Below are 256 nucleotides of genomic sequence, written 5' to 3'. Positions count from 1 at the left end.
CGCGCGGTCATCGAGGATGCTCACCCAGGGAGCGCTGCTCCGACTCGGTTCATCATCCAGATGTACCGTGATCGAATAGCCCTTGACTGGATAGACGTTCACATGATCGCCCAGCATCGCAGCGAACCGGCGACTGCCGACGCCGGCACAGATGACGATGCGATCAAAGACTTCGCGTCGTTGGTCGGAAGAAATCAAAATCTTGCCGCAGTCCACGGATTCGACGCTGTCGATTGCCGTGTCGTAGTGAAATTGC

At 57.0% G+C, this 256-nt stretch carries 1 protein-coding gene; it reads right to left on the bottom strand.

Annotated features, from left to right (window positions below; translation table 11 throughout):
• The coding region (locus SB772_RS43135) for an FAD-dependent oxidoreductase (RefSeq protein WP_410838914.1) at positions 1-256 on the bottom strand (256 nt) is incomplete at both ends.

Origin of the sequence: Paraburkholderia sp. SIMBA_030 (assembly GCF_046535245.1) — a bacterium.
Taxonomy (GTDB): Bacteria; Pseudomonadota; Gammaproteobacteria; order Burkholderiales; family Burkholderiaceae; genus Paraburkholderia.
This window is presented reverse-complemented; position numbering and strand designations above follow the sequence as displayed.